This window comes from Chlamydia serpentis, assembly GCF_900239945.1.
GTDB classification, from domain to species: domain Bacteria; phylum Chlamydiota; class Chlamydiia; order Chlamydiales; family Chlamydiaceae; genus Chlamydia; species Chlamydia serpentis.
This window is the reverse complement of record NZ_LT993738.1, coordinates 120,340-139,252: the sequence shown is the minus strand read 5'-3', so window position 1 is coordinate 139,252 and position 18,913 is coordinate 120,340. Positions and strand designations below refer to the sequence as shown.

Below are 18,913 nucleotides of genomic sequence, written 5' to 3'. Positions count from 1 at the left end.
TATTCGCGAGGTCTCTTTTCTTTACTCAAAAGAAAAGAGACCTTTTTCTTTTGGAATATTCATTTCTTAATCTATCTTAATTGTTAAGATAAAAAATTCTCTGGCTATGTTTAAGCTTCTCAAAAATCTACTTCTTATAGGATGCTGCTTTATTGCTTATTTCTGGATACGCAAAGAAAGTATCGTTGAACATTGGTTATCTAGTCGCTTGCATACTCAAGTGACTATAGGAAGGGTCTCAATAAGAACTTCTGGGGTTAAAATCCGCCATGTCTGTATTTATAATCCGCTGTCCTCAGAGCGTTTCCCTTATGCTGCTGAAATCGAATATGCAGATGTACGATTTTCCTTAGTATCTATGCTACTAACTAAAAAATTAGAAATCTCAGACCTAATTATTCACGGAGCAAACTTCACGATATTTCCTTATGACAACCACGGGACAAAAACAAACTGGTCCCTAATATGGAAAAACTTCTATCCCGAAAAAGAGATCTCTTCAAACCTATGGATAGATCGTACTCCCGTGCTAATTCGCAAATGTCTACTCTTAAACACGAGACTGTATGGACTACGTACTAACCACAAAGATATTCCTCATCTCTCGGTACCAACTTTGGAATTCCACAGCCACAATAGCTTTTCTAAAGAACATCCAAACCTCTCTATAGCCTTGCGGTCCTTATTGTATCTTGCACTAGAAGAAAGCCTATATCATCTAAATCTTCCTGGAGATATTGTTAAACCTTTATCACAACAAGCCCATAAATACTTTTATTCAACATATCCAGGATTTCAAGATTATCTCAATGATGTAAACACCCCTGCAACACCAACAGAGGAAATTATCGGCTTCATCCGAGGACTATTTTTTCATTAAACTAGGTCTTTAAAATCGTCTAACGAAATCTTCCATCCTCGAAGAACTCTTTTTCTTTCCAGAAGACTTGGCATATTTTTTATAAACTTATCCCAAGTAAGATTTTTAGGAACTTGAGGACAACCATAAATCCCATTAGATTCCTTCCCCAAAGCTAAAAGAAGTGCTGGAAACTCCCCAGAAAAGTAACTTATCATCTTTAAATATCTTTGGTATCTACAATCGTTCATATCCCCCTTTAAAAACTTAAGACATCCCTGATAAACATGTTGATCCCAAGAAATTTTCTGGCTAAGATTAATTTCTGGATACCCCTTCATTATCCACTTTTCAATTTTATTCTCTAAGTTTTCAAGATCGAAATGACTCTTCAAAAGAGCAAAAAATTTTTCACAGGTCATACCAGAATCGTTTAACCAAGGAAAAATTTTTTCTTCGTAATCCCTCCAAGAAATTTCTCCTAATAAAATGAAACAAGCCTCCCGAGATAAACGATCTTTTTCTTCCATGGAATGATTAGCAAATAAACCTGTCACATAAGGAAACTCTAAGAAAAATTGCTCAGGATCTAAAAGAGCACTGAGCTCAGGAAAGGACAGAGTATTTTGTAAAATGTCTTCAACAACATTTGAAGAGAGATGTTTATAACACGATAGACTAGAAGCAATAGCTTCTCTAGGCAAAAAACGAAACTCTTTAAAATCATAATATTTAAGTTCCTGAGCAACAAAATACAAAGAACCAAGCAAAAAAACAGACGCTATCAAAGAAAGTACAAATAAAATAAACCCTATGATACATGTACTTGTACCAAATAATCCTGCAATTGATATACCCATAATCACAGCAGAGATAGCTAATATAAAGAGACTCGCTATTGCTAAGGTAGAAACCTTTTTCATTCGCAAGCCAATGCGTTCCTCGATCTTCTGAAGATTAATTGCAGAAGTAGGATGAGCAAAGGTAAATTCAATCATATATTACTCAACAAAAATTGTTTTACATGCTCAATATAAATACCTTTTGGATTTTTCAAAAAGGCAGCCTTACATGCTGCAATAAATTTATCCCATTCTACATGCTTGCAAATATTTAGAAATTCAGGATCGGATAAATCTTTAGGATTAACAAATAAAGATAAGTAATGAACAAGATTTCCTTGAAAGCAGCTTATGAGATGCAAACGTTCCAACTCTAAGGAAGTCAAATCAGGACGTCTTAAATAACGATATGCCGAAAACAGTGCCCTTGAGACCTGAAAATTAATATCGGGTTCTAATTCGAGGCTTATTTCTTTCAACCAAGATATAACCTTATACTTTAAATCTTGAACCCCATAATCCTTTGCTTTCTTACTTACAAAAGGAAAAAAATTCTGTTCATCTAAGGGAATACTATCTTTCCTGATATCGTTAAGAGTAAAGACACTCAATAAAACTAAAAGTGATGTTCTTTCTAGCCTAGAAAGCAAAGGGAACGTGTGGTCTGTATATTCATCCCCCTCTTGTTGAGGAATCGGAAATAAAGCGCTTGAATCCATAGACGAAAAAAAAGTCCAGGGAGAAAGTAATACAACTGCAGCTTGTCCAGGATCCTCAGATATATCTGCTAAAGGGAGTAAAGCTCTTGATTTAATATAGGGAGATTTTTCTAAAATTTCCCTTACTAGACGTACATCCAAAAAAGGTCCAAGCTCATTTTGACTAAGAGCATATCCTTTTTCTGACAACCATAAGCGATCATTAAGTGAAAAACGCAAGCCACGCATCAAGAAAAATAATGCAATGCTTATACCAAGGACAAAGAAAACTATAGTCAAAACAAAAGCAATTACATACTCAGGAAATATACAGAAACTTATTCCAATAGCTACCAAAACTATAATTGAAGCAATCAATAAAAGGTAAAAGGCCTTACGATGTTGTTTAAAGACTTCCTGAGCCACCGATGTTTTTAAAATCAATGAAGATCCATTATAAGTAGGTCGTTCTACTTTAGCATCCCCCATAAATCACTCCAAAAACTACGTAATTTGAATGAAGATAAGTAATAGTGCAAAAAAAATTAATAAAAATCGGAAGATTATAATGAACCTTTATCTTATGAGATTGTGAAAATCATTGACTTTTTACCATTGTGTAATAGAACATGTAGGCAACAAAGTCTGTTCCGGAGTAGCTCAGCGGTAGAGCAGTGGACTGTTAATCCATTGGTCGTTGGTTCGAACCCATCCTCCGGAGGATTTTTCTATTTAATTTTATTTTTCATCCTTCTCTAGCATATAGACTCTTTTAATGAGTTCTTTGCTATTACCTAATGCCATATGGTTAGATATTCCCCAGTTACCAATCACTATAAAGAATCTCAATTAACCCAAGAACAGTCTTCATCATGCGGATTAGTTCAACTTTCTCTCACAGTCCTTTCTCTGTTCTTAACTATAGCGATATGCGTGATCATTCTATTAACCGGACTACTTCCAAACACTCTATTAATTGCTGCGCTATGCATTCTTAGTGTGATATTCATAGTTACAGGAATCTCTATTCTCTTTCAAACACATTGCTGTTCAGTCATCAAGAGAAAATTTGACAAACCTATACTAGAGCCTAAACTTCCTAAAAAAACTCCTTCATTAACTCCTGACCTCCTAAATATCCTTCGAAATAAGGTAACACCATCTGATTCATCCTGTTTAGATTTACAGACATCGTTATATCGAGGAAAACAAGTATATCAAGGAGCACAAATCTTCTTTCCCTCTCCTAAAAAGTGGAATAACGTGTTTCTTAAAGATCCAAATTTTCTAATTAAAAGCGCCCTTACAAGTTGGACAATAATAGAAGAAGATTCTGGGTATGCTCTTTCTCATCTTCATATGGATCCAACAGTCTTTGTAACCTCTGAATCACTAGAGACGCTTCGCTTAAAGTTAGAGAAAAAAAATATAGGGACTTTAGGCGTAGCTTCTCAAGTCTCCTTTGAGGATTTAAATATCTCACCCGAATACGATGATGGTCTTATCCAAACTGTGATCAATAATGCAACCTACTATTTCCCTATAGTCAAGAACAAAAAGGTCTCTTCTAATCAGCTCTATGAGATTTTTAAAAAATTTTTTATCCATTACCACAACTTATTTTCAATAGCATTAGAGGAAAGTCAAGTTTTGCTTATTCATCCCTTGATAACGGGAAGTGAAAACCTCCTATTAAGAAAAATAGAAGTACTCGCTTTTCTCTGCGTATTTGAGCAGCTCAACTATAATGAATATGAATACGTATTAGAACCTGAAGACTATCTCAATCGGTTTATATATAAAAAGAACCTTGCACCACCAAACGTTGCCTCCTTTGGATTAATCCAAGGCTATGAAGAGAGGTCCTGCATCACTAATAAAACTAACAATATTCGAAATGTGGTTACCCGTTCCATAGTTCTTTCTTGTCCCCTTCTCTATCAAGTTATTAAAGACTTCAATGTCACAAGAAAGCCAACTTGATTAATTCTCAAGAATTCAAAGATTCTATCGTTCCAATTCGGAAAACAGAGGGAACAGTAGCCGCTTGATAAGATTCTCACAGTAGCAGTTCAACGTTACAGACTCTCTTCGAAGAAATTCACGAGCCTCCTGCACATTACCCTCCATCATCTGGCAGTAGTAAGGAAGATATTCTATATGAGGTCCTGAAAGAACAGCCAGACCTTTACCGAAAATCCTAGATACTATGCTGGCAGGTTGTCCAGGAAGATCTGCATAACGAGACTCAACGTTCATTTCGGGATACTCTTCAACTCCTTCGAAAATACATCCACCATTAAACATAGCGTATCCTAACCCAAACTCTGAAAACATCTGAGGGGAGACTCTTACCCCAGCAGGACTAACATAAGAAAATCCACCATAAGCTGGACCTTTAGCAGTCCCTGGGAAAAATCCTAAATCTCGTATCCCTTGAAGCGGCGCTCCTTCAGATTCATAAAAATAAATCATCCTAGAGCCAAAATAAGCTCCTGCACAAATACCTAGAAAGTTCCCTCCTTCATAAACATACTCAGAAATACGCGCAGTTCCTAAGCCATGAAGCACACGATGATAAGGCCGATCGGCACCACCTGGGAATACAAGTAAGCGAGTCGATGCTTCCCAAAAGGGATTTTTAATTAAAAAATTCCCATCGACCCTGAGAATATCTAAATCTCTTATCTGGCGACTATAGTGCCGAAGAAAACGTATGGTATGTCGCAGGTAATAAGGAGAAACCCCTTCACTACAATAAACAAGGACTTGGTTTTTAAGCATTTTTCTCTTGTGTTTCTATCTTTCCTCTAGAAGAGAAAATCGTTTCGTATTATTTAAAAGTCCGAATATCGAAAAAAATCCCAGCCATGTTAAAATTATGAGTAGTTTTTTTGCTCATATTCTCTGAGAACTTTATGTTTCCTAACGAAAATCAAGAGTCTAAATCCCGCAACCTACCTCTAGGTATATTTCAAGGTCTTATTGCCTGTTTATATTGGGGCATGGTCTTTGTCATTCCAAACTTCCTGAGTTCTTTCGGGGATCTTGACATTGTTCTTACTCGTTATACCATTTTTGGCATTTTCTCTCTGATTGCTTGTATTATAAAAAATCCCTCATTAATAAAAAAAACTTCTTTAAGTCTTTGGGGGAAAAGCATACTTTGGACCCTACTCATTAATCCTCTTTACTACTTCGGAGTCACACTGGGCATCCGCTATGTTGGATCAGCCATTACAGTAGTTATTGCGGGTCTAGCCCCTATAGCGGTGCTCTATTACTCCAATACAAAGCAAAAAGAACTCTCATATCCTTTACTCTTTGCTATCAGTAGTATCATTATCATAGGAGTAATCTTAACCCATATCTCTGCCCTCGAATTACCAACAGCAGCCTCTCCTCTCTATTCCATCTTGGGAATTGGAATGGTTATATTCTCTACAAGCCTGTGGGTAATCTATGTGATCTGCAATCAATCGCTACTGGATAAGCACCCGGAACTTAATCCTAGATCATGGAGCTATCTTATTGGAATCAGCGCTTTAATAGTTTGCCTCCCTCTGATTGTAGTCCTAGATTTCTTGGAGGTTACCCATATTACAAGAACCCTAATCACATACACACCTATCTCAGAACGGCTCCTCTTCTTCCTTCTATGCGGAGCTATGGGAATCTTCTCCTCAGCAAAAGCTCTAACGGCCTGGAATAAAGCTAGTGTTAACCTCTCTCCAGCCTTATTAGGCGCTATATTAATTTTTGAACCTATTTTTGGTCTTGTGCTTACCTATCTTTACTCAAGGAGTCTTCCTTCCATAAAAGAAGGCCTAGGAATCTTTTTAATGTTAGGAGGAAGCTTACTTTGTCTTGTACTCTTTGGCAGAAAAATAGGAAAAAGCTCAAAAGGTCATCAAGTTTCACCTTCTCTTGAATAAAGAAACCAAAAAAGACTGCCACATGCTTTTCTATGTTCCTGATGTCTTTCTCTCATGTTATCCAGCCTATTCTACAATAGATTTTGGTAATCTTTATCTTTATGATATTAACAAAGCTGGATAGAAGGCACGTCAAAAAGTAGCTTTTTGCCAGCAACTAAGAATGAAATCCCTCCGTATGTTCATTATGATTAGAAGCTAGTGAAACAAAAGTTGTTTTATTTCTATTCGAACCTACAATAGAGCTAGTCTTTTCTACTCATTGTAGTAGTAAAAATCGTTTTAGTAATGAGGGTTCCCTGGTTGCCTTGATTTTGCATCCGAGAATAAAAAACAATGTACGAGGAAATAGTTACTATATAAAATAATTCATTGATATGTTTACCCCAAGATTAAAAACCCTGGGATTTTTCGTTTTTATCCGAAAAAGTTTATGATCCTTGTTTTTTATAAAGATTCCCTAAGGTACTTCATTTTCCAGAAAACAATGTTTTAGAATTCTATGGAAAAAATTTGCGGATACTTAGAGCAAATACTTGTTGAAAACAAAGACTCCGGGGAAGTTACTGCTTATATTAAAATACCTGATAGACATACTCCTATTTTGATTAAAGGCAAACTTCCCTCCCCCTTGGTACTAGGCTCCCAAGTTCAGATTTATGGCGTGTGGAGTCAATCTTATTCAAATACTAAGTACTTCCAAATTCATAGTTATGACTCTTCTCTCCTTTATGAATATCGTGGTGTCTTTCACTATCTCACTTCGAAACTCATTAAAGGAATAGGTCCTAAGATTGCTGAGAAGATTATTGAAAAATTTCAAGAAAAAACCTGCTATATTCTAGATATTAATCCTGAACGCTTAAGTGAAGTTGCTGGCATTAGTGACACAAGATGCGCTAACATCTGTAAACAACTTTGTGAACAGAAGATCTTAAGAAAAACATTACTCTTCCTTCAGGAATACAATATTCCAATTCATTATGGCGTGAGGATTTTTAAAAAGTACCAAGAAAAGTCTATAGAAAAAATCTGTGAGGATCCCTTTCTTCTAGCTAGAGAAATGGAAGGAATTGGATTTAAAACTGCTGATTTTATAGCTATGAAACTCGGTGTTCCTAAAAATTCTGAAAGTCGCCTATGTGCTGGTATCGAACATTCCTTAGAAGAACTGCAAGAAGAAGGCCATACTTGTTATCCCCTAGAATTGCTTACAGAGATCGTTGCCAAGCTTTTAAATCAGGATGTGTTTGAATCTCCTATTACCCTAGAAGAAATCCAGACACAAATCCTTAATATGCAAAGCCGTAAACTACTATATACTCAAGATATTGCAGGAACCTTGCATGTCTGGACACGTTATCTTTATCTTGCAGAAAAAACTATAGTTGCTGATTTGAAGCGCGTTTTATTTTCTTCAAGAAGAACACGCTCTATCGATGGAGAAAAAGCTATTGCCTGGGTTGAAGACAACTTAAGCGTAACTCTAGCAGAACAACAACAAGAAGCTATTAAAGCTTGTTTTTCTGAAAAGCTGCTGATCATTACAGGAGGACCTGGAACAGGAAAAAGTACTATCACTCAAGCAATACTCAAAATCTTTGAGCAAGTGACTCATAAAATCATCCTAGCGGCTCCTACAGGAAAAGCTGCTAAACGAATGACAGAAATCACACAAAAACATTCTGTTACGATTCATGCGCTCCTCCAATATGATTTTAAAACTAAGTCTTTCCGAAAAAATCACGACAACCCTATAGATTGTGATTTAATCATTGTTGATGAATCAGGAATGATTGATACACACTTATTACACCATTTCCTAAAAGCTCTTCCTGACTATACTACTCTAGTGTTTATTGGAGATATTCATCAGCTTCCAAGTGTAGGTCCAGGCAATATTCTTAAGGACCTAATTACATCAAATAAAATAACAGTCATCAGATTAAATAAAATTTTTCGCCAAGTTCATGACTCAGGAATCGTGACCAATGCACATAGAGTAAATGAAGGAGAATTTCCTATTTTGTACCCAGAAACAGGACGTCGAGACTTCTTATTTTTCCAAAAGGACGATCAGGAAGAAGCTCTCAATCATATCATTCATCTCATTACCCAGTTTGTTCCAAAAAAATATCATATCTATCCTCAAGATATTCAAGTCTTAGCCCCTATGAAAAAGGGAACCCTAGGAATCTATAATTTAAATAAAGCACTCAAACATGCGCTAAACCCTAAAAAAGCAAATCTCCATGGAAGGTTTCAATCCTATGCTATTGGAGACAAGGTCATGCAAACCCGTAATAACTATAATAAAGAAGTCTTTAACGGAGATATAGGCTACGTATCTACAATCAATTTCGAAGAAAAATCTGTTGTTGTTCGTATGGAAGGAAGACATATAAGCTACTCTTTTTCGGAGCTTGATGATTTAGTATTAGCCTATGCTACTTCAGTACATAAGTATCAAGGGAGTGAAAGTCCTTGTATTATTATTCCTATCCATACATCGCACTTCATGATGCTCTATAGAAATCTCCTTTACACTGCTATCACTCGAGGCAAACAATTAGTGATTCTTGTTGGAACAAAAAAAGCTATTGCTATTGCAACAAGAAATAATCGAGTCCAGCACCGATGTACAGGCCTAGCAGATGCGCTTAAAAAACTAGACTCCAAATAAAATCCGAAAATCAAAATCTTAACAGTATACAACGTCTAGAGTCTAGTCTACGGTTGTAAATAGCAACCATGGAGACTTTAGGTGAAACTCTTCACTTATAATATCTAAAATTGCTTGATTCCATAGATTTCTAGCATACATTTTATCAAACTCACAGTTTTCTAGAGACTTTGGTGAGATCATCTTCCAAATCGCTATAGCACTTTCAGGCATGATCGGATAACTAATCAAACCTAGCAATTTCTGACAATAACATGCGCAGAACAAAATTGCCCCGACACGATCACGAGCACCCTCTTTTAAGAGCTTCCAGGGAGCTTTTTGATTAAAATAAACATTTCCTAAAGCTGCCAGTGCCATAATGACGTTCGTTGCTTTACGTAAGCTATAATCTCTATAACACTTTTCAGCATCCCTAACAAGCTCAAGAACCTCTTTAAGAAATACCTTGTCACTATCTTCTAAAAGCCCAGAATTATAAGAAAGCTTGTCATAATGATTCTTCTCAGCAAAAGCTAGAACACGGTTTATAAAGTTCCCAAACTTTCCTACCAACTCGGAATTACAACGTGTCTTAAAATCAAGGAAACTAAATTCACTATCTGAAGTTTCTGGAGCTGTAGCGGCGAGCACATAACGCAATTTATCTAGAGAATATGAATTCAAAAATGCATCCATATCAACGTAGTTACCCTCAGACTTACTGAATTGACGCCCCTCTAAGAGATAAAACTCTGAAACTACTAAGGCATCAACTTTCTTATAATGAAGTTTCTGCCCTAATTCCATAGCTGGGAAAATCACAGCATGGAAAGGAAGATTGTCTTTACCTATAAATTGGATATACTCTACGTCTTCTTCAAGCCAAAAAGACCTCCACGCCTCGGGATTGCCTTGGGAGGCCGCCCATTCCATAGTTCCGCTGATATATCCTATAGGAGCATCAAACCATACATAAAACACTTTCCCTGGAAAATCTGGAACAGAAATCCCCCAAGATAAATCTCGAGTAATAGCGCGAGGTCTAACATTCTCTATATAATCTACAACAAATTTACGAACATGTTCAGGTAAATAGCAGTCTTTAATAAAAGCAAGCAAAGCATCTTGAACATGATCTAAAAGAAAATACGAGTGTTCTGTCTTTCTTTTTATTAACGCAGCTCCAGAAATCTTAGACTTAGGATCTACCAAATCTGTTGCCTCGTAGTCCGCACCACAATGCTGACATTCGTCACCCCGAGCACCATCAAATCCACAACGAGGACATTTTCCTTCTACATACCGATCCGCAAGAAAACGTCCTTCTTCTTCAGAATAGAGTTGGTCAGAAAGACGATTCTCAATCAATCCAGAAGCTTTAAGCTGCTTATAAAAATCTTGGACAATCTCTTCATGAAAGGAATTTGTAGTTCGAGAAAAGAAATCTAAAGCAAACCCTAACTTTTCAAAGGTATCTTTATGTAGCTTATGATATATATCCACATATTCTTGATATCCTAACCCTTCACGATCTGCATTTAAAGTAATCGCTATGCCAAATTCATCCGAGCCACAAATATAAAGGACATCATCCCCTAATAACCTACGAAACCTCGCATGCACATCCGCAGGAAGATAAACTCCTGCAATATGACCAAAATGTAGTGGACCATTAGCATAGGGTAAAGCTGAGGTAATCAAAACCCTTTTTGACATTACTTTACATCACTCCAAGTATATGCTGATGGATCTTTTTTCCTAGAATTTGTGTGTTCTGATCTTTTTCTTTCTACAGGAGGGGAGACAGTAATTGTAGTCTCTTCAATAAAATCTGGTTGTATCCCATCGCGATCTAATAGTAGGAGAGTTTCAATCGCAACATTGGAAGAGCGAACGTCGCCTTTTGCAATCTTAATCTTTGCTTGTTTAATCGCATAGTTCACTAAACTAAAAGGACTATCGAAAAGTTTGTTTAACTTTTCATTAGTGAAACGATCTTTTTTATTCATAATATATTCCTATGTTCTTCAGCTATAAAAATGCTTTTTAAAACCTTATAAGCTTGATTTAAGTCATCATTAACAATAACATAGTCAAACTGATGTGCAGCTGCAAGCTCAACAAGGCTATGCTCTAGTCGTTCTTTTCTTTGGATTCGCTCTTCAGACCCTCGTAAAGCTAATCTTCTCTCAAGTTCCTCTTGTGAAGGTGGAGCAATAAAAATAGATGTGCTCACCATGTGAGATCGAATAAATAAAGCCCCTTGGATATCAACAACAGCAATCGCGTGTTTTCGAAGATTCCAAATTCGTTCAATCTCTAACATACTTGTCCCATAATATTCTCCAAACAGAAAAACTGACTCCAATAGAGACTGATCATCTAAAAGTTTTTGAAATTCTTGATGTGAAACAAAATGATAATCTTTACCAGAGACCTCCCCTTCTCGAGCTTTCCTTGTTGTTACCGATATAGTTTTAACAAAGGTAAAAGGAAATTCCTCCTCTAGCATACGGACAAGAGTTGTTTTTCCTACTCCCGCCGGAGCACTAATAGTAAAAAGCTTTGGCAAGCACTCAGGACCATCTGGGGAAAAGGGGTAGTCGACTAAAATCTTATTCATAGAGCAACACACATTTGCTTGATCGGAGAAAAGGTCTTTCTATGGCAAGGACTGGGACCATAACGGCGTATTGCTTCTAAGTGAAAAGTAGTTCCATATCCCTTATGCCTATCAAATCCATACTGAGGATATAGCTCATGTAATTTTAGCATCAATTCGTCACGATACTCTTTGGCTAGTATAGAGGCTGCAGCTATTGATGCCGATCTAGCATCCCCTCGAACTATCTTTTTACAAGGAATTACATGAGATAGATACAAGCCATCAACAAGAAGAAAATCTGGGAGTATTGATAAAGAAGAAATCGCTTCAATCATCGCTTCTTTAGTAGCTTCTAAAATATTGATTTGGTCTATTCTTTCTACGGAAACAACACCTATACCAAAAAAGACCTTTGGATCTTGTACTAAAGTTTCACGAATTTTAGCTCGTTCCTTAGGAGTTAATTTTTTACTGTCGTTTATTCCAGGAAACACTGTTCCTCGAGGTAAAACACAAGCACCAGCAACTACGGGGCCTGCAAGTGGCCCTCTTCCAGCTTCATCTACACCAGCGATTAGACTAAATCCTTCAGAAGCAACTTCATTCTCAAAAGTCATCATAGAGAGAAAACGCTGGACTTCAGAATCAGAAATAGAAGTATTCATACGCTACTGCAGATTATTAATACTCATTAAATAGGAAGATATTCTGTCGCTGGCTAGTGGAAGTAGGCTATTTTTTTGAGGATCTGGGCCCTACAAATTCTTTAACCTTAGCAGCTTTACCTGTTTTTCCTCTTAAGTAATATAAGCGCGCTCGAGCAACTTTACCTCGCTTAATAACTTCAATACTTACAATCCTAGGACTATTAAGCAAGAAACTCTTTTCCATACCCTCGCCATAAGCTACACGATGTAAAGATACCGTCTCTCCAGAACCACCGCCTCGACGAGTCATTACCGTACCCTGAAATACCTGAACGCGTTCTTTACCACCTTCAGAAATCTTTGTAGCTAACCGAATAGTATCACCAACATGAAAATCAGGAAGATCGTTCCTACACTGTTCTTGCTCCAACTCTTTTAGTAAATTCCCCATAATATACCACCTAAAATTCTCTTCCTTCTTATTTTATCTTATGCCAAGAGAACATCCATACATGTCCATCTAGATCTTCCGCTAGGGCCAAAACAACATGCTCATTAGCGTGTTTCTCTAACAATGTCCCACCAAACAACTCCCATCTTCTTAGAAGACAAAGAAAATCCTCTTCAGAATTAAAGTAAACAGATAGTGTGGTCGTATTTTTTTTCTCGGCTCCAACTTCTTGCAACCAAAATAAGGTTTTGCCTTCATCAGGAAGGCAAAATTTATCCTCAAGACCTATCCAAGGTTGGTCACACCTAAATACTTTACAATAAAAACTTTTTGCCTGTTTTAACTTCTTTACTTCTAATATTATAGCAATTTTTCCACACTTGAATTGATGTTGATTCTCTCTACTATCTACACCAAATTCTTCGCTCATAGAGCGATTGTAGAGATAGTTCAAATACAAATCAGGTCGTCTTTCACAAGTCCTTTGTTTACTTGCATCCAATCTCCATTGGGCAATAGCATTATGATTACCCTGCAACAAGACTTCAGGAACCGCTTTCCCTTCAAATATTCTAGGACGTGTATACTGAGGCCCTTTTAATAAGCCGTTTTCTAAAGAATCGCTTTCAGCACTTTCTTGATTCCCTAAAACACCAGGAACAAAGCGCGAGACCGCATCGATAAGGACAAGAGCAGCAACTGCACCATTAGTTAGAACATAGTCCCCAATACTAATTTCTTCATCTACTTCGCTCTCGATAGCACGCTCGTCAATACCTTCATAATGACCACAGAGTAATATCAAATGGTCAGTCTGAGCTAATTCTCGGCTCTTCTCAGCTGTTAATAAAGCTCCTTGAGGAGAAAGATAGACTACCCTAGAACTTTCTTTTCTTATACTTCTAATAGCTGAAGTAACAGGCTCCGCCATTAATAGCATCCCACTACAACCAAAAGGCGTATCATCCACCTGCTTCCATTTGCCGAGTCCAAAATCACGAAGATTTATTAGTTGGACATCTAAGAGTCCTTGCTCTAAAGCTCTACCTAAAATACTTGTTTGCAGCGGACCATCAAAATAACCTGGGAATAAAGAAAGTATATCTATCTTCATCCCAGTTCATTACCTATTTAGTTGCAGCTTTAGCTGCTTCTTCTCTTTGTGCAGATCGACGTTGTCTATAGACACGACGCTTTTTACGCATAACTAGTTTGCGAGCTTCTTGTTTAGAGACAAGCGCGCTATAAACCCCTGGAGCACCTTGTTTTACTAAAGCTTCAGCTTTTGAAGAAAGTTGTGCACCCTGTTCTAACCAATAAAAAATTCGTTCACTTTTCAACTGATAATTTACAGAACTATGAGGGTCATACCACCCCAATAATTCTATGTACTTACCATCACGAGGAGACTCGACATCTGCGAGTACTAATCTATAAACAACATGATTTCTACGCCCTTGTTGTCTTAAACGAATTTTTAACGCCACTGATTTCCTCCAGACATTTTTTTCTTCATTTGTTCCATTTTTCCTTTAGACATTCCTTTAAAAAACTTTTTAGATTGCAACATCTGTTTACGGAATTGATTCACATCGCCTAAACTTAAACCACATCCAGAGGCAATTCTCTTCATACGGCTCATATCCAATTCCACTAGCTCCTTTCTTTCTTCTGGAGTCATGGAAAGGATGATTGCTTCTGTTGTTTTCATCCGTTTCTCAGAATCCTCTAAATCCTTTTCACTTGGATTAGAATTATTAAAACCTGGCATCATACCCAAGAGCTTTCTCAAAGGCCCCATGCGACGAAATGCTTTCATTTGCTTATAATAATCTTCATAAGTAAAAGCTGCAGTAGCAAGTTTTTTACCTAACTCTGCATCTTCTTCTTCAGAGATATATTGCCGCATTTCTTTAACGAAGTTTATTGTATCTCCCATTCCAAGGATACGGTCGGCCATTGATTGGGGATCAAAAGAACGCAAATCTTGAACACGCTCTCCACATCCCTCAAATTTAATGGGCTTACCAAGGACATGCTTAATTGAAAAAACTGCTCCTGCTCGCGCGTCCCCATCAGTCATCGAGAGAATCACTCCTGTAAGATCTAAATACTTGTCAAACGCTTGCGCTATTCCTACAATATCCTGTCCCATAGCTAGGTTCATTACAAAAAGCCGCTCATTGGCTTGAGAAGCTTTTTGTATAGCTCTTAACTCTTCCATAAGTTCGTTATCTATATTGAGACGCCCTGCAGTATCAAGAATAACAAGATCATGACCTTGCTCTTTAGCATAGGCAAGCGCGCGAGTAACAACAGATACGGGGTTATCTTCTTGAGTTTGGTATAGTTCAGCTTTTGTTTGGGAAACCAAAATTTTTAATTGCTCTATAGCTGCAAACCTTTTTAGATCACAGGGAACCACAAGAACTTTCTTAGCCTTACGATCTTTAATTACATATTCAGCAAGTTTAGCAGCTGTTGTTGTTTTTCCCGACCCTTGGAGACCACAAAGAAGAATTACCGAAGGCATTCCTTCAATCAAAAGTTTTTCTCCATCATTGCTTAAAAATGTGGTTAACTCTTCATGCAAACAACGTATAAACTGCTGACCTGGGGAAATATGCTTCCAAATCTCTTCTCCAAGGACCTTTTCCTTTACTTTAGAAATAAAATCCTTAACGACATGATAATTTACGTCAGCATCTAACAGAGCCAAACGAACTTCTCGAATAGACTCAGAAATATTTTCTTCATTAATTCTACGAGAAGAAACTAAAGAAGAAAAAATAGAAGATAACTTTTGCGACAAAGAATTAATCATTTATCCAGAAAAAATCAAGAATAAATTGTTGAGGATACAGGATCTCTTGGATCCATTTCAAGAAAAAAAATCCTATCGTGACCAGACAAATCTTGATAAATACGACCACCTATGCCTTTTTTCAAAAAAATATTCTGCACACTTTTTCCCTGATTATAACCAATCTCAAGCCATCCCACTCCTTTCGGAATCAAAATCTTAAATAATTCTTGAGCTATACGCTCGTAAAACTCTAATCCTGTAGGACCTCCAATAAGAGCCTTCCATGGCTCATAACAACGCACTTCAGGATCTGTACGAATAATTTCGTTAAAGGACAAGTAGGGAGGATTACATACAAAAGCGTCAGCAGGACTATCATAGGGAGCAAATAAATCCCCAAGAAGAATTTTGACATCTAGTCCATGACTTTCTGCATTAATCTTAGCAACAGCAATAGCCTTAGGACAAATATCTGAAAGTACAACATCAACATGAGGACAATATTTTTTTATTGCTAGTCCTAAACATCCACTGCCACAACAAATATCATAAAAAGTTTGAATCTCAGAGTGGAGCATGAGATACTTAATGATATACTCAGCAAGCAACTCGGTCTCTGCTCTAGGAATTAGGACCCTAGAATCTACATTTAATGTTAGCCCTAAAAAATTAGTCTTCCCGTGAAGATAGGCGGTAGGATACCGTCGAGCTCTTATGACAAGTCGGTTTTGATATTCGTGCAACATAGATGCATTAATTTCAAAAAGATCTAGCAATTTTGCCCGTGAACTTAGTCCTAACAAATCCATAAGGATATAAAGAGCTTCCGAATGAGATAAAGGTACGCCGTAATAATCTAAATAGGCAATACCCTCTTCAATAACTTTTTTAATTTCCATGCTCAAGCAACTGATGATACGCATGTCTAACCAAGGCCATCGTAATTGGATCCAAGTCTCCTTCCATAACTTTATCCAGACTATATAAAGTTAAGCCTATCCTATGATCAGTAACACGATTTTGCGAAAAATTATAAGTGCGAATTCTTTCTGAACGATCTCCGCTACCTACTTGAGCAGAACGCATAGCAGAAGCCTCGTTATGTCTTTTTTGCATTTCTGCATCACGAATCCGAGCTTTAAGAATACGCATTGCCTTATCTTTATTTTTATGTTGACTACGTTCATCTTGACAAGTGACTACTACCCCTGTAGGTAAGTGAGTAATTCTTACCGCAGAGTCCGTAACATTTACGTGCTGTCCTCCGGCTCCAGATGCTCTGAATGTATCTATTTTTAAATCCTTCTCATTAATGAAGAGTTCTGTGTCTTCTTCTGAGGGTTCGGGGAGAACTGCTATTGTAATTGCAGATGTATGTACTCGTCCTTGAGTTTCTGTTTCAGGAACTCTCTGAACACGATGAGTACCTGCTTCATACTGAAGTAAACGCTTAACTCCAGTTCCTGAGATCCCCATAACATATTCTTTATATCCTTTAAGATCAGATTCAGATACAGAGAGCACTTCATATTTCCATCCTTTAGCCGAAGCATAAAGATGATACATCCGAACACAATCTCCAACAAAAAGGGCTGCCTCCTCACCTCCTGTACCTGCTCGTAATTCCATAATAACATTTAAATCATCATCAGGATCTGGAGGGACAAGTAAACTTTCCAATATCTTATTTAATTTCTCTAGCTCTATTTTATTTACGTTAATTCCCTCTTCTAGCATCACGATCATTTCTTGATCCTTCTCAATAGCTAGGGCCTGCTTATCATCAGAAAGCACCTTTTCTAAATTCAATATCTTATCGTATGCATTTTTTAATTCTAGAAGATACGAATGTTCCTTACTAAGAGCAGTATACTCTTTAGAATTAGAAAAAATTTCAGGATTTGAAATTTTTATTTCGATTTCTGCTAACCGGTTTAAATATTCGGCAATTTTGTTCTTCATGAATCCCTAAAAGAATGAGAGAAAATTGATAATAAGCAACATTTGAAAGAATAAATCCTTCTAACACTAACAGAATTGTGCAGCTTTCTGCTTAAAATTATCACGCATCTAGAAGAGGATAACGCATTATAAAAGCCATTGCAAGAGAGAAAGCCTATAAACGAAAACACATTGCAAATCACTGGGATCCGCAATGCGTTCTATAAAATTAAACGTTAGAAAAAGCCTTACTTCTTTTTCTTACTTACAACTTTTTTCTTTCCCTTAACAGAAGTTAAATTATCTTCTTCGGGCTGCGCCTGCTGTACAGATTGTCTGACATTACTGTAGCGTTTCAAGAACTTATCTACCCTACCTTCAGCATCAACAAATTTCTTACTTCCAGTGAAAAAGGGATGCGAAGAAGAGGAAACGCTGACATAACATACAGGATACTCCTGACCTTCAAAAATTTCTGTTTTTTCACTTTGATATGTAGATCCACAAACAAACTTATACCCTGTCGAAGAATCTACAAATAAAACTTGTCTGTATTCAGGGTGGGTATTTTTTTTCATATTGACAACTCCAAAATCGCTATCCTACTATGGAAAATGATAGCTCGATATATTTGAAGGGATTCTACAGAAATATCTCATGAAAAAGCAAGGAAAAATACTCTTCTTAACTCTCTCTTTGTCATTCTTTTTTTGCATACCTTTTTCTTCATTTTGTGCCTCTAAAATAACTTCTTCACAAATAATTCAAGAAAATATTTTTCTAGCCCAGTCAGGGGATTATACTGTTTTAAGCAAGGGCTCTCAAAGGGCTTTTATTTTAATTAAATCTACCTCTCCTAAAGTCGTTTGGTTAGAGATCATTCATTTTCCCTGTATAATCTATAAGGAACGTGCTTTAATAGAAAAAGTTTCTTGGAAAACCGCAGTTCACGAGTTAAAGTCACCATCCAAAGTATTTGTTGTTTCTCTATCTTCAGACGGTACTCATCTTTTTTCTTTAAACACTCGCACCCAGAATCTAGAGCCTATAGTGAGCTCCAATGAAGTGCCCTTTTTTTCTCAAATTTTTAAACTCCGTCTATCGCCAGCTCCTTTGCACTTAATTAAGGTAGAGGGTAAAGGAAATAAATCTTGGTTTCCAAAAGTATCCTTTGAAGGAGCTCCACCCATACCAGTTCCCGCTGATGCATGGCATGGATTTTGGCCTAAAGACGGGGGTTCCTTATCAGAAACGAGTATACTAATGTATTTTGCCACACCTAATATTTCTCCGTTTCCTTTATGGGCAAACATTGAGACTCCTAAAGGAAATACCATAATCAGAGCATTGGATGTAGGACATGGAGCAACCTCTCCCTATCTATATTCTATTCCTGATTGTAAGATCGATTGATATAGCAAAATAATTTTGGATCGAAAAATCTAATACGCATAGAATGTGCTT

19 protein-coding genes and 1 tRNA gene are annotated in these 18,913 nt (G+C 37.0%); 6 read left to right on the top strand and 14 right to left on the bottom strand.

Going from position 1 to position 18,913, the window contains the following annotated elements:
* Window positions 1-106: 106 nt before the first annotated feature.
* Window positions 107-880, top strand: a complete 774-nt coding sequence (locus tag C834KP_RS00545) for an AsmA family protein (protein WP_108896280.1) — start codon at window positions 107-109, stop codon at window positions 878-880.
* Here C834KP_RS00545 and C834KP_RS00540 read toward each other — a convergent pair.
* Together C834KP_RS00540 and C834KP_RS00535 are read right to left on the bottom strand one after the other, a co-directional pair.
* On the bottom strand, window positions 877-1,857 hold the full coding sequence (locus C834KP_RS00540; protein WP_108896279.1) for a hypothetical protein: 981 nt from the start codon (window positions 1,855-1,857) through the stop codon (window positions 877-879). The genes C834KP_RS00545 and C834KP_RS00540 overlap by 4 nt on opposite strands.
* Entirely contained in the window at window positions 1,854-2,888 is a 1,035-nt protein-coding gene (locus tag C834KP_RS00535; protein WP_108896278.1) for a hypothetical protein, read from the bottom strand. Before C834KP_RS00535 ends, C834KP_RS00540 begins: the two co-directional genes overlap by 4 nt.
* Window positions 2,889-3,048: 160 nt before the next feature.
* Between C834KP_RS00535 and C834KP_RS00530 the strand changes: the two genes are divergently transcribed.
* Window positions 3,049-3,120 (top strand) — tRNA-Asn (locus C834KP_RS00530).
* An 83-nt stretch (window positions 3,121-3,203) separates the two neighbouring features.
* Entirely contained in the window at window positions 3,204-4,382 is a 1,179-nt protein-coding gene (locus C834KP_RS00525; RefSeq protein WP_108896277.1) for a hypothetical protein, read from the top strand.
* A gap of 24 nt (window positions 4,383-4,406) precedes the next feature.
* Here the strand turns inward: C834KP_RS00525 and C834KP_RS00520 are convergent, their stop codons facing one another.
* The gene (locus C834KP_RS00520) at window positions 4,407-5,183 is read right to left on the bottom strand and encodes a BPL-N domain-containing protein (protein ID WP_108896276.1); all 777 of its coding nucleotides are present in this window, start codon (window positions 5,181-5,183) and stop codon (window positions 4,407-4,409) included.
* 134 nt (window positions 5,184-5,317) lie between these two features.
* Between C834KP_RS00520 and C834KP_RS00515 the strand changes: the two genes are divergently transcribed.
* Together C834KP_RS00515 and recD2 are read left to right on the top strand one after the other, a co-directional pair.
* Complete coding sequence (locus tag C834KP_RS00515; RefSeq protein ID WP_108896275.1) at window positions 5,318-6,334, top strand: DMT family transporter; 1,017 nt, start codon at window positions 5,318-5,320, stop codon at window positions 6,332-6,334.
* Between the two features lie 502 nt (window positions 6,335-6,836).
* Window positions 6,837-9,017 carry an SF1B family DNA helicase RecD2 gene (gene recD2 / locus C834KP_RS00510; protein WP_108896274.1) on the top strand — a complete coding sequence of 727 codons (2,181 nt, stop codon included), beginning with the start codon at window positions 6,837-6,839 and terminating at the stop codon, window positions 9,015-9,017.
* Between the two features lie 42 nt (window positions 9,018-9,059).
* Here recD2 and metG read toward each other — a convergent pair whose 3' ends face one another.
* The 11 genes from metG to C834KP_RS00455 all read right to left on the bottom strand — a co-directional run bounded on the left by metG (window position 9,060) and on the right by C834KP_RS00455 (window position 18,027).
* Window positions 9,060-10,715 carry a methionine--tRNA ligase gene (metG, locus tag C834KP_RS00505; protein ID WP_108896273.1) on the bottom strand — a complete coding sequence of 552 codons (1,656 nt, stop codon included), beginning with the start codon at window positions 10,713-10,715 and terminating at the stop codon, window positions 9,060-9,062.
* The gene (locus tag C834KP_RS00500) at window positions 10,715-11,008 is read right to left on the bottom strand and encodes a hypothetical protein (RefSeq protein WP_108896272.1); all 294 of its coding nucleotides are present in this window, start codon (window positions 11,006-11,008) and stop codon (window positions 10,715-10,717) included. Before C834KP_RS00500 ends, metG begins: the two co-directional genes overlap by 1 nt.
* A complete protein-coding gene (gene gmk, locus C834KP_RS00495) occupies window positions 11,005-11,622 on the bottom strand; it encodes a guanylate kinase (RefSeq protein WP_108896271.1) in 618 nt (205 codons plus the stop codon). The genes C834KP_RS00500 and gmk overlap by 4 nt, the downstream gene beginning before the upstream one ends.
* Entirely contained in the window at window positions 11,619-12,269 is a 651-nt protein-coding gene (locus tag C834KP_RS00490; RefSeq protein ID WP_108896270.1) for a ribonuclease HII, read from the bottom strand. The genes gmk and C834KP_RS00490 overlap by 4 nt, the downstream gene beginning before the upstream one ends.
* 67 nt (window positions 12,270-12,336) lie before the next feature.
* Window positions 12,337-12,702: a 50S ribosomal protein L19 gene (rplS, locus tag C834KP_RS00485; protein ID WP_108896269.1), complete on the bottom strand. Its 366-nt coding sequence runs from the start codon at window positions 12,700-12,702 to the stop codon at window positions 12,337-12,339.
* A 28-nt stretch (window positions 12,703-12,730) separates the two neighbouring features.
* Window positions 12,731-13,816, bottom strand: a complete 1,086-nt coding sequence (gene trmD / locus C834KP_RS00480; RefSeq protein WP_108896268.1) for a tRNA (guanosine(37)-N1)-methyltransferase TrmD — start codon at window positions 13,814-13,816, stop codon at window positions 12,731-12,733.
* A 13-nt stretch (window positions 13,817-13,829) separates the two neighbouring features.
* The gene (locus tag C834KP_RS00475; RefSeq protein ID WP_108896267.1) at window positions 13,830-14,189 is read right to left on the bottom strand and encodes a 30S ribosomal protein S16; all 360 of its coding nucleotides are present in this window, start codon (window positions 14,187-14,189) and stop codon (window positions 13,830-13,832) included.
* Window positions 14,180-15,526, bottom strand: coding sequence for a signal recognition particle protein (gene ffh, locus C834KP_RS00470; RefSeq protein ID WP_108896266.1), 1,347 nt, complete (start codon window positions 15,524-15,526; stop codon window positions 14,180-14,182). Before ffh ends, C834KP_RS00475 begins: the two co-directional genes overlap by 10 nt.
* A gap of 14 nt (window positions 15,527-15,540) precedes the next feature.
* Window positions 15,541-16,407, bottom strand: coding sequence for a peptide chain release factor N(5)-glutamine methyltransferase (gene prmC / locus C834KP_RS00465; RefSeq protein WP_108896265.1), 867 nt, complete (start codon window positions 16,405-16,407; stop codon window positions 15,541-15,543).
* The gene (prfA, locus tag C834KP_RS00460; protein ID WP_108896264.1) at window positions 16,397-17,470 is read right to left on the bottom strand and encodes a peptide chain release factor 1; all 1,074 of its coding nucleotides are present in this window, start codon (window positions 17,468-17,470) and stop codon (window positions 16,397-16,399) included. The genes prmC and prfA overlap by 11 nt, the downstream gene beginning before the upstream one ends.
* 227 nt (window positions 17,471-17,697) lie before the next feature.
* Window positions 17,698-18,027: a type B 50S ribosomal protein L31 gene (locus C834KP_RS00455; protein WP_108896263.1), complete on the bottom strand. Its 330-nt coding sequence runs from the start codon at window positions 18,025-18,027 to the stop codon at window positions 17,698-17,700.
* A 79-nt stretch (window positions 18,028-18,106) separates the two neighbouring features.
* Here C834KP_RS00455 and C834KP_RS00450 point away from each other — a divergent pair, with 79 nt between their 5' ends.
* Entirely contained in the window at window positions 18,107-18,862 is a 756-nt protein-coding gene (locus tag C834KP_RS00450) for a hypothetical protein (RefSeq protein ID WP_108896262.1), read from the top strand.
* The last annotated feature ends 51 nt before the right edge of the window (window positions 18,863-18,913 follow it).